Consider the following 10,133-nt stretch of genomic DNA (forward strand, 5'->3'; position numbering starts at 1 on the left):
GCACCTTTGGGAGGGACAGCGTGCACGTCGTGATCATGGGTTGTGGCCGGGTCGGGTCGACCCTCGCCCACAGCCTGGAATCCCGGGGGCACTCGGTGGCGGTGATCGACCAGGACGCCGACGCCTTCCGGCGGCTCGGGCCCGACTTCGCCGGGATCACGGTGACCGGGGCGGGCTTCGACGGCGACGTGCTGCGCCAGGCCGGCATCGAGCGGGCGGACGCCTTCGCGGCCGTCTCCAGCGGCGACAACTCCAACATCATCTCGGCGCGGCTGGCCCGCGAGACGTTCGGCGTCTCCCGGGTGGCCGCCCGGATCTACGACCAGCGCCGGGCGCAGGTGTACGAGCGTCTCGGCATCCCCACCGTGGCGACCGTGCGGTGGACCGCCGACCGGATGCTGCGGCACCTGGTGCCGGAGGGCAACGTGGAGATCTTCCGCGACCCCACGAGCACCGTGTCGATCGTCGAGGTCCCGGTCCACAAGGACTGGATCGGCCGGCCGGTTCGCACCCTGGAGGACGCGTCCGGGGCGCGGGTGGCCTACCTGATCCGCTTCGGGATCGGCACGCTGCCCACCGCGTCCAGCGTCGTGCAGGAGGGTGACCAGGTGTTCATGCTGGTCAGCGACGACATCGTGGCGACTGTCACGTCGGTGGCGGCGACGCCGCCGGAAGGAGGGCGCTGAGCCATGCGGGTCGCCATCGCGGGCGCGGGCAACGTGGGCCGCTCGATCGCCCAGGAGCTGATCGACAACGGCCACCAGGTCATGCTCATCGAACGCCAACCGAAGATGCTGCGCCCCGACCGGGTGCCGGCCGCCGAGTGGGTGCTCGCCGACGCGTGCGAGGTGGCCAGCCTGGAGGAGGCGAATGTCGCCGGCTGCGACGTCGTGGTCGCCGCCACCGGCGACGACAAGACCAACCTGGTGCTGTCGCTGCTGGCCAAGACCGAGTTCGCGGTGCCGCGCGTGGTGGCCCGGGTCAACCGGGCCGAGAACGAGTGGCTCTTCACCGAGCAGTGGGGCGTGGACGTCGCGGTGAGCAAGCCGCGGGTGATGGCCGCGCTGGTCGAGGAGGCGGTCACCGTCGGCGACCTGGTCCGGCTCATGACCTTCCGGCAGGGCGAGGCGAACCTGGTCGAGATCACCCTTCCGCCGACCGCGCCCTACGTCGGTCAGCCCATCCACGCCGTCCCGCTGCCGCGCGACTCCGCGCTTGTGGCGATCCTGCGCGGCAAGCGGGTCCTGGTCCCCAGTCCGGACGACCCGATCGAGGTCGGCGATGAGTTGATCTTCGTCTGCACCGCCGAGGTGGAGGACGAGGTCCGTGCGGTGATCCTCGGTGCGGACAGCGTCGAACGGACCCGCGGCTCGCGCTGAGCCCCCGGTGCGGAACGCTCAGGCGCCGGGCAGCGGGGTGGGCTGCGGCTCCCGGGTGACCCGGCGCACCGTCCAGACGGTGATCAGCAGCAGCAGCGCGTACGGCGGGTAGCCCAGGGCCAGCCGGGCCACGCCCAGCGCGGTGTCCTGGTGGGCCAGGTAGAGACCCGCCTGCACACCGACCTTGGCCAGCCAGACCACGCCCCAGAGCACCGTGAGCTGCGTGAAGGTGCGCACCAGCTTCGGATCGGCCCGCCACTCCGAGCGGCCCTTCGCGACCAGCACCGACCAGATCCAGCCGACCAGCGGCTGCCGGATGGCCGCCGAGATCAGCAGCGCCACGCCGTACCCGATGCCGTAGAGGATGCCGGGCAGGTAGAAGTCCCGTTCGTCACCGGTACGCCAGGCGATGGCCGCGCCGACACCGACGCCGAACAGCCCGTTCATGGCATGCCGGATCGGCCGGCGCTGAGCCAGCCGCAGCCCGGCGATCAGCACCGCGACGGCCACCGAGGCGATCACCGCCGGTCGCAGCTCGCCGATGATGTTGGCGACAACGAAGACCACGACCGGGATGCTCGACTCGACCAGCCCTCGCCAGCCGCCGAGCTGGTCGGCCATCTGCTCGGCGATCGTCGGCAGTCGCTCGTCGTCCTCGGTGCCGGTGTCCGGCTGCGCCGCCCGGTCCTGTCCCGTCGTCATCGCCGGCCTTCCGTCCGCGGTGCCGTCACTTGGGCGAGTCCAGCTCGTAGTACGGGTTGTAGATGACCTTGCGCTCGTCGCGCACCGCCATCCGCCCGCGAGCGGTCAGGTGCCGCCCCGGCTCGATCCCGGCGATGTGCCGCCGACCCAGCCAGACCAGGGTGACGACGTCGCTGCCGTCGTACAGGTCGGCCTCCAGGGTGGGCAGGTTGGTCCGCGGGGTGTAGACCACGGTGCGCAGCCGACCCGCGACCGACACCACCTGGCCCCGCGAGCACATCTGGGCCGGGATGCCGCCACACTCGGCGCTCTCCCGACGCAGCTCCTGCGCGTCGATCTCGGCCTCGCTGGCGGTGAACCGTTGCAGAAGCCGCCGCAGCGACACCCTGCCCTCGTCGGTCATCATGACCTCCGCGTCACCCTCTCCACGCTCACCGACCCCGGCCGGCCCCGGCGACGCCGGAACCGTCCCGCCAGCGTACGCCGACGGGGCCGGTTCCGGCGGGCCGGTGCGCGTCGGTCAGACCTGGCGCGGCTCGGCGGCGGACCCGTCCTCGACGCCGGCCTGGTCGGCGACCTCCCGGGGCAGCCGCAGCGGCAGCGGCTCGCGGACCGGCTTCGCCTCCTGGCCCCGGTCGACCACCAGGCCCTCCAGGCACTCGGCGAGCGGGCCGGCGGCCGCCGGATCGGTCGCCACCGGACCCTGGAAGACACCGCGGACCATCCAGCGCGGCCCGTCGACGCCCACGAACCGCAGGTTCGTCGGACCGTCCGGGGTACGCACCTGGGCGTGCAGCTCGGGGCCGTACTCGCCCTCGACCTCCTGCGCGGCGGCGCCGTCGCGCAGCAGCGACTGGCGGATCTCCTCGCGCACCTCGTCCCAGATCCCCTCGGACCGGGGGGCGGCGAAGACGCCGAGCTGCAACGCGTTGTCCCCGTGCACCAGCACCACCTGTTGGACCACGCCCTGCGGGTCGGCCTGCACCCGCACCTCCACCTCGGCGATCGCGGGGATGTGCAGGCTGCCCAGGTCGAGCCGCTGCACCTCGTCGTCGACCTCGGAGATGTCGTACGGGCCGCGCACCAGCGCGGACGCCCCGGCACCCTGGTCGAGGACCTCGGTGGTCCGCTCGTCGCGGGTACGCCCCTCGGCACCGGCCCGCTTTCGGGAGAAGATCACTGCGCCCACCCTCCGCTGTTCACACTCACCCTGCCACCTCTTCCGTCCGCCCGCGTCCCGGCTCGTCCGGCCGCTGCTCGATGCGACCCTGACCCGCCGGCGTCGGCACCAGTCCGGCGTGCCCGCCGGTGGAGCCGTGCCCACCGGTGCCGCGCCGGGACCCGGGAAGCTCGACCACCGGCTCGAACCGCGCCCGCGCGACGCGCTGCACCACGAGCTGCGCGATCCGGTCGCCGCGGGAGATCCTCGCCGGCGTGTCCCGATCATGGTTGATCAGGTTGACCAGGATCTCACCCCGGTAGCCGGCGTCGACCGTACCGGGCGCGTTGAGGACGGTCACGCCGAGCCTCGCCGCCAGACCGGAGCGGGGGTGGACCAGACCCACGTACCCCTCCGGCAGCGCGATGGCGACGCCGGTGGGCACCAGGGCGCGGCCGCCGGGCGGCAGCTCCACGTCCGTGGCCGCCACCAGGTCGGCGCCGGCGTCGCCGGGATGGGCGTACGTGGGCAGCGGCAGCTCACCGTCGAGCTGCCGTACGGGCACGGGTACGACGTCGGTCACGGGTCCCCTCTTCTGTCCGGTTCACGGGGTGACCCTGCCATCCTGCCGGTTGGCCGGGCCGTCGTGCGCCGTACCCTCGCAGTAGTGAGCATGTCGCCCTCCCCGTCCGCCGGTCAGTCGCCCGCGACGGACCGCACGGCGTACGCCGAACGGCTGGACCTGCCCTGGTGGCTGTGGCTGGCGGGGCTGGTGGCCGCCGCGCTGCTGGCCGTCGAGATCTGGATGGGCGCCTCCGGTGTCCGCGCCTGGCTGCCGTTCGCGGTGCTGCTGCCGGCGACGGCCGCCGGCCTGTGGTGGCTGGGTCGGATCCGGGTCGCGGTCGTGGACGCCGAGCTGCGGGTGGACGACGCCCGGCTGCCGGTGCGGTTCGTGGCCGACGTGGTCCCGTTGGACACGGCCGGCCGCCGTGAGGTGCTCGGGGTGGGCGCGGACCCGCTCGCCTTCGTGGTGCAGCGGCCGTGGATCGGCGGCGCCGTGCAGGTGGTGCTCGACGATCCGGCCGATCCGACGCCCTTCTGGGTGGTGAGCACCCGGCACCCGGTCGAGCTGGCCGAGGCGGTGCTGTCCGCACGGGACGCGCTGCGGCCCGCCGACCGGTCGGCCGGCGAGCCGAGCTGATCCGCCGTCGACGGCGCGCTCAGGTGCCGGTGGGCGGCCCGGGCAGCTCCGGCGGCGACGCCGGTCGGGCGATGCCACGGCGGCGCAGGTCCAGCTGAAGCTGCTCGGCCATCTGCTGGGTGGCCCGACGGTTCAGGAAGCTGGCCACCGCCGCGCCGGTGAGGAACGGCCCGAGCGTGGTGAGGTTACGGCCGAAGCGCCGCAGCAGCATGTCCCGCAGCTCCTTGCGGGCGGCGGTGCCGAGGACCGCGCCCACCCCGACGCCGGGCACCATCGGGTTGACGCCGCGTTGGGTGGCCCACGAGTGCACCAGGGTGACCGCCCGTTGGCCGCCGGCGGCCGGCAGGTCCACCCCGTGGATCTCGTGCAGCTCGCCGACCAGCTTCAGCTCCACCGCCACCACGGCGACGGTCTCGGCGGCGAGCAGCACCGGCGCGGAGAGCAGGGTCGGGGCCACGGCCCACTCGACGGCTGCCACTCCCCCGCCGGCCGCGCCGATCGCCGCGGTGGTCCGCGACGCGTTGCGGATCAGGCGTTCGGCCAGGGCGGCGTCGTCCAGCCCCGGAAAGTGCGCGCGCAGGGTGGCCAGGTCCCGTACCGGCACGTGCGGGGCGACCTCGGCGACGGCGTCGACCATCCACCGCACGGCGGAACGGGGCTTGAACAGGTCGGAGATCCCCCGGGCGCGGGCCTGCCCGACCATGCGGGTCAGCAGCTGGCGACGCCGGGCCGGCTCGATGTCGTCCGCGGTCAACGCGGCGACGGTGGCACCGAGGTCGTCGGCACCACCGTCGGTGGTCTCGCCTCGATCACTCATGGGTCGGACCTCCCGGTGCAGTGGGCTACCCGTTACGAGTCAAGCAGGTACCCACCGGGGACGCACTGCTACACCGGCAGCGGCGGCCCCGATCAGGAGGCCGCCGCTGGTGTCATGCGTGTCAGACGCACTCGCGGCAGATCAGCTCGCCGTTGCGCTCGACCGCCAGCTGGCTGCGGTGGTGCACCAGGAAGCAGCGGGCGCACCGGAACTCGTCCTGCTGCATCGGTAGCACCTTGACCGTGAGCTCCTCGTCGGCCAGGTCGGCGCCGGGCAGCTCGAAGCTCTCGGCCACCTCGGCCTCGTCAACGTCCACCGCGCCCGACTGTGAGTCGACGCGCCGTGCCTTGAGCTCTTCCAGGCTGTCCTCGCCGAGGTCGACCTCGTCGCGACGCGGGGCGTCGTAGTCGGTGGCCATCGGTTTCACTCTCCCATATCGATGTTGTCGCTTCCCGGTTGTAACGCCGGACGACGCTGTTTCGGTTCCGCTGGCCGGCCACCACTTGTGTCGGGCACCCGACCCGGGGACCGAACGGGTCGGGACCGCTGGGGGGACTCCCCTGCGAGCGCGGAACCTTACCCCCCTTGGGCGAGGCATGTATACCGCCCTTGCGGCTGAGATGTACGCCCCAGCACGCGAAGTTGTTCCCAATGTGACTCAGGCGACACGAAGATAGGGGTAGTAGTACCCGGTTCGCGGTCGCCGCGCCGGCATGTCGGACTGTTTCCACGCGACGGCCGGACAACCGTTAACCTCAGCGGCGTATTCGACGGCCGGCGGTCAGAGATCGTTGCCACCCACCTGACGTCCCGGGGAGCGCCCTGATGAGTTTTGCGCGAGTACGAGCACTCGTCGTCGTCGGCCTGCTGGCGGTCATCGCCCTGGTCTTCGTCGTCGTGGCCGTGGTCCGCGACAGCCAGGGCAAGGCGGGCACCGCCGCGGGCTGCCCCGAGGGCTGGCCCCTGGCCGACCTAACCCTGCGCGAGCGCAAGGACGTCAAGATCAACGTCTACAACGCCACGAACCAGCCCGGCCTCGCCCGTACCGTCGCCGACGAGTTCAGCAACCGGCAGTTCCAGGTGAAGAAGACCGCGAACGAGAAGAAGCAGGTCGACGGCATCGCGGTGCTGCGGTACGGCCCGAAGGGCGTCGGCTCGGCGCACCTGCTCCAGGCGTACTTCCTGAACAACGCCGATCCGGGCTACGACGAGAAGCGCACCGACGACACGGTGGACGTCGTGCTCGGCAACGGCTTCCAGCAGTTGGCCACCACCACCGAGGTCAACCAGTCGCTCGGTGACTCGGGTGCGCCGGAGGCGCCCAAGGGCAGCTGCCCGATGCCGGTCAAGAAGTAGCTCGACCGGTCGGTGCCGGCCAGGGCCGTTCACGTTCACGGGCCACCGGCGGCGTCCAGGTCGTCCAGCCGGTCGTGCAGCGGCCCGAAGAGAGCCTCCGGCGCCGCGAGCACCAGGTCCGGGCCGGCGGGCAACCCCCGCAGGCCGGCAACCCGCAGGCCCGCCTCGCTCGCCACCAGCCCGCCGGCGGCCTGGTCCCAGGCCGCCAGACCCTTCTCGAAGTACGCGTCGACGCGTCCCTCGGCGGCCAGGCAGAGGTCCAGGGCCGCCGCGCCGAGCCGCCGGATGTCCCGTACGTGCGGGATGAGCCCGGCGACCACCCGGGCCTGGTGCGACCGGCGGGCCGCGTCGTAGGCGAAGCCGGTGGCCACCAGCGCCTGCCCGAGATCGGTCTCCGTCGAGCACCGCAACCGCTGCCCCGCCCGCCAGGCGCCGCCGCCGGCGGTGGCCGTCCACTCCTCGCCGGTGAACACGTTGCGGACCACACCGGCGACGACCACCCCGTCGACCTCGGCGGCCAGCGAGACCGCGCTGTGCGCCAGCCCGTACAGGTAGTTGACCGTGCCGTCGATCGGGTCGACGATCCACCGCACCCCGCTGCCCGTCGTGCCCGGGCCGCGCTCCTCGCCGTACTCCTCGCCGAGCACCGAGTCGTCGGGCCGGAGCCCGGCCAGGGCGTCCACGACCTGCCGCTCGACGGCCCGGTCGGCGGCGGTGACCACGTCGGTGCGGGTGGACTTGGTCGCGGCGACCTCGACTCCCGCAGCCCGCATCCGGTACGCGGTGTCCGCCGCCTCCCGGGCCACCTCGATCGCGATCGCGAGCAGCTCCTGCGGCGTCGGCGTCGAGCCGGTCATGGTGCCCCTTTCCACACGTCGGCGCCTGCGCGCCCGCCATGGTCCGTCGTCGCGGTGACAAAACAGCGCCGGCCAGTGTCGGGTCTGACCGGCATGTCCGCTTTGTATTGGTAATGTGCGCTAAGTGCTCAGCTCCCCGACCCCGTTCCCGCAGTCACCGCTGGTCAACAGGCACGTCGGGCCCTTTCAACCGCCAGCCGACCACGACGGTCGAGCCCTCAGCGCCGTACGCGAGTATCATCCTTACAAAGTCCACATCAGCGCCGAATCGGCGGTCTCACCGCCGTTACGCAGTGCGGCGCAGGATGATCGCCGCAGACGGCGTTACAATTCACCCCTGCCCACGCGCCACGGACCGCCGACCACCGGCCGGCCCGGGACACGGGGGCCCCTCAACCACATCGCCCGGCCTGGTTGACCCATGCTGTGCCGGACGACCCGGCCGTGCCCGCTCTTCGCCTCCGGAAGGTCATTCGTGACAGAACCCCGCCAGACCGGCGCCGACGTTCGCTCGCTCACCGACACCCTGATCGCCCACGCGCAGAGCGCCGGTGGTCAGCTCACGTCGGCCCAGCTCGCGCGCACCGTCGAGTCCGCCGAGGTGACTCCGGCCCAGGCCAAGAAGATCCTGCGGGCTCTCTCCGAGGCGGGAGTGACCGTAGTGGTGGACGGCTCGGCGAGCACCCGCCGCCGGGTCGCCGCGGCCCGCTCCACGACGCCGGCGTCCCGGGCCACCACCGCAAAGACCACCAAGAAGGCCGCCGCCCCCGCCCCGAAGCAGGCCCCCGCCTCCGACGAGGCGCCGGTGACGCCCGGCCCCCGCAAGGTCGCCCCCCGCAAGGCCGGCAGCACCGCCGAGGTCGCCGGCGCGGCCGCCGTGCCGGCGAAGGCCACCAAGTCGACCCGGGCCACCAAGGCGACGGTCGCCGCGGCCGCCGGCGCCAAGCCGGCCAAGGCGGCCGGCAAGGCCAAGGGCGAGGGCGCGGACGGCGAGATCGACCCCGAGGAACTCGCCGCCACCATCGAGGACGTGGTGGTCGAGGAGCCGGCCGAGTTGGCCCAGGCCGCCGAGACCGACGCCGCCGCCTCCGCCACCGACAACGACTTCGAGTGGGACGACGAGGAGTCCGAGGCGCTCAAGCAGGCCCGGCGCGACGCCGAGCTGACCGCCTCCGCCGACTCGGTCCGCGCGTACCTGAAGCAGATCGGCAAGGTCCCCCTGCTCAACGCCGAGCAGGAGGTGGAGCTGGCCAAGCGCATCGAGGCCGGGCTCTACGCGGCCGAGCGGCTGCGCGCCGCCGACGAGGGCGAGGAGAAGCTCACCCGCGAGATGGTCCGCGACCTCGGCTGGATCTCCCGCGACGGCGAACGCGCCAAGAACCACCTGCTGGAGGCCAACCTCCGCCTCGTCGTCTCCCTCGCGAAGCGGTACACGGGTCGCGGCATGGCCTTCCTCGACCTCATCCAGGAGGGCAACCTCGGCCTGATCCGGGCCGTGGAGAAGTTCGACTACACCAAGGGCTACAAGTTTTCCACGTACGCCACCTGGTGGATCCGTCAGGCGATCACCCGCGCCATGGCCGACCAGGCCCGCACCATCCGCATCCCGGTGCACATGGTCGAGGTCATCAACAAGCTCGGCCGCATACAGCGCGAGCTGCTCCAGGACCTGGGCCGCGAGCCCACGCCGGAGGAGCTGGCCAAGGAGATGGACATCACACCCGAGAAGGTGCTGGAGATCCAGCAGTACGCCCGGGAGCCCATCTCACTCGACCAGACCATCGGCGACGAGGGCGACAGCCAGCTCGGTGACTTCATCGAGGACTCCGAGGCCGTGGTCGCGGTCGACGCCGTCTCGTTCTCGCTCCTGCAGGACCAGCTCCAGCAGGTCCTGCAGACGCTCTCCGAGCGAGAGGCGGGTGTCGTACGCCTGCGTTTCGGCCTGACCGACGGCCAGCCGCGCACGCTCGACGAGATCGGCCAGGTCTACGGGGTGACCCGGGAGCGGATCCGGCAGATCGAGTCCAAGACGATGTCCAAGTTGCGTCACCCGTCCCGGTCGCAGGTCCTGCGGGATTACCTGGACTGAGCGGGTTTCGTCAACCGAACGTGTCGTTTTGACCACCTGGTGTGCAACACCAGATGGTGATCGTCCGGATGCACGAATGTGATCGTTGACGTGGCACCCTGGGTGCACGGCACACTGTCCCTGCCATGTGTGACCTCGGTCCCCCGCGGGCACACAGGGAAGGCAGTGCCCGGCACGGGTGTTGCACGATAGGTGAGCAACGACCGAAGAGATTGTTCATCGGTGACGACCAGAGGAGGAAGGCGATGACCCCGACCCTCACGCCGCCGCCCGAGACGGTGGCGCCCCCAGCCGCCGATGAACGGTGCGACCGCTGCAATGCTGCCGGGAAGCTCCGGATCACTCTGGCGGGTGGGAGCGAGTTGGTGTTCTGCGGGCACCACGCGAACAAGTACGCGGAGGATCTCGTGAAGATCACCGAGCGGTTCGCAACGGAGCCCGATTTCAGCTGGCGTGGCGCCGATTTGATGGCGAACTAGATTCCGCAACCGACATAGCCGGCCGGAGGCCCCCCCCGGGGTGGGCCCGCCCGCGGTTGGCTGGCCCCCGCCCCCCCCCCCCCCCCCCCCCCCC

13 protein-coding genes are annotated in these 10,133 nt (G+C 72.1%); 6 read left to right on the forward strand and 7 right to left on the reverse strand.

What is annotated here, in order from left to right; genetic code table 11:
- Window positions 1-20: 20 nt before the first annotated feature.
- Window positions 21-686, forward strand: a complete 666-nt coding sequence (locus ABZS77_RS12085; protein ID WP_354821241.1) for a TrkA family potassium uptake protein — start codon at window positions 21-23, stop codon at window positions 684-686.
- Window positions 687-689: 3 nt separating this feature from the next.
- On the forward strand, window positions 690-1,379 hold the full coding sequence (locus ABZS77_RS12090) for a TrkA family potassium uptake protein (RefSeq protein ID WP_354821244.1): 690 nt from the start codon (window positions 690-692) through the stop codon (window positions 1,377-1,379).
- Between the two features lie 18 nt (window positions 1,380-1,397).
- Here the strand turns inward: ABZS77_RS12090 and ABZS77_RS12095 are convergent, their stop codons facing one another.
- From ABZS77_RS12095 to dut, 4 genes are all read right to left on the reverse strand, one after another.
- The gene (locus ABZS77_RS12095; RefSeq protein WP_354821247.1) at window positions 1,398-2,081 is read right to left on the reverse strand and encodes a DUF3159 domain-containing protein; all 684 of its coding nucleotides are present in this window, start codon (window positions 2,079-2,081) and stop codon (window positions 1,398-1,400) included.
- A gap of 25 nt (window positions 2,082-2,106) precedes the next feature.
- Window positions 2,107-2,487 (reverse strand): OB-fold nucleic acid binding domain-containing protein, encoded by a 381-nt coding sequence (locus ABZS77_RS12100; RefSeq protein ID WP_354821250.1) that lies wholly within the window; start codon window positions 2,485-2,487, stop codon window positions 2,107-2,109.
- 114 nt (window positions 2,488-2,601) lie between these two features.
- Window positions 2,602-3,261: a DUF3710 domain-containing protein gene (locus ABZS77_RS12105; RefSeq protein ID WP_354821253.1), complete on the reverse strand. Its 660-nt coding sequence runs from the start codon at window positions 3,259-3,261 to the stop codon at window positions 2,602-2,604.
- A 25-nt stretch (window positions 3,262-3,286) separates the two neighbouring features.
- Window positions 3,287-3,823: a dUTP diphosphatase gene (gene dut, locus ABZS77_RS12110; RefSeq protein ID WP_354821256.1), complete on the reverse strand. Its 537-nt coding sequence runs from the start codon at window positions 3,821-3,823 to the stop codon at window positions 3,287-3,289.
- 90 nt (window positions 3,824-3,913) lie between these two features.
- On the opposite strand from dut, the gene ABZS77_RS12115 reads away from it, so the two are divergent.
- Window positions 3,914-4,441: a DUF3093 domain-containing protein gene (locus ABZS77_RS12115; RefSeq protein WP_354821330.1), complete on the forward strand. Its 528-nt coding sequence runs from the start codon at window positions 3,914-3,916 to the stop codon at window positions 4,439-4,441.
- A 19-nt stretch (window positions 4,442-4,460) separates the two neighbouring features.
- Here the strand turns inward: ABZS77_RS12115 and ABZS77_RS12120 are convergent, their stop codons facing one another.
- Together ABZS77_RS12120 and ABZS77_RS12125 are read right to left on the reverse strand one after the other, a co-directional pair.
- Window positions 4,461-5,258, reverse strand: coding sequence for a hypothetical protein (locus tag ABZS77_RS12120; RefSeq protein WP_354821259.1), 798 nt, complete (start codon window positions 5,256-5,258; stop codon window positions 4,461-4,463).
- A gap of 121 nt (window positions 5,259-5,379) precedes the next feature.
- A complete protein-coding gene (locus ABZS77_RS12125; RefSeq protein ID WP_007075406.1) occupies window positions 5,380-5,676 on the reverse strand; it encodes a DUF4193 domain-containing protein in 297 nt (98 codons plus the stop codon).
- A gap of 407 nt (window positions 5,677-6,083) precedes the next feature.
- Between ABZS77_RS12125 and ABZS77_RS12130 the strand changes: the two genes are divergently transcribed.
- Window positions 6,084-6,614: a LytR C-terminal domain-containing protein gene (locus ABZS77_RS12130; protein ID WP_354821262.1), complete on the forward strand. Its 531-nt coding sequence runs from the start codon at window positions 6,084-6,086 to the stop codon at window positions 6,612-6,614.
- 35 nt (window positions 6,615-6,649) lie between these two features.
- Here the strand turns inward: ABZS77_RS12130 and ABZS77_RS12135 are convergent, their stop codons facing one another.
- Complete coding sequence (locus tag ABZS77_RS12135) at window positions 6,650-7,471, reverse strand: inositol monophosphatase family protein (RefSeq protein ID WP_354821265.1); 822 nt, start codon at window positions 7,469-7,471, stop codon at window positions 6,650-6,652.
- Between the two features lie 475 nt (window positions 7,472-7,946).
- Here ABZS77_RS12135 and ABZS77_RS12140 point away from each other — a divergent pair, with 475 nt between their 5' ends.
- Together ABZS77_RS12140 and ABZS77_RS12145 are read left to right on the forward strand one after the other, a co-directional pair.
- Window positions 7,947-9,560: an RNA polymerase sigma factor gene (locus ABZS77_RS12140; RefSeq protein WP_354821268.1), complete on the forward strand. Its 1,614-nt coding sequence runs from the start codon at window positions 7,947-7,949 to the stop codon at window positions 9,558-9,560.
- A gap of 245 nt (window positions 9,561-9,805) precedes the next feature.
- Entirely contained in the window at window positions 9,806-10,039 is a 234-nt protein-coding gene (locus ABZS77_RS12145; protein ID WP_030337431.1) for a hypothetical protein, read from the forward strand.
- Window positions 10,040-10,133 lie beyond the last annotated feature (94 nt).

The organism is Micromonospora sp. NPDC005298 (assembly GCF_040607375.1).
In the GTDB taxonomy this organism is placed as follows: Bacteria; Actinomycetota; Actinomycetes; order Mycobacteriales; family Micromonosporaceae; genus Micromonospora.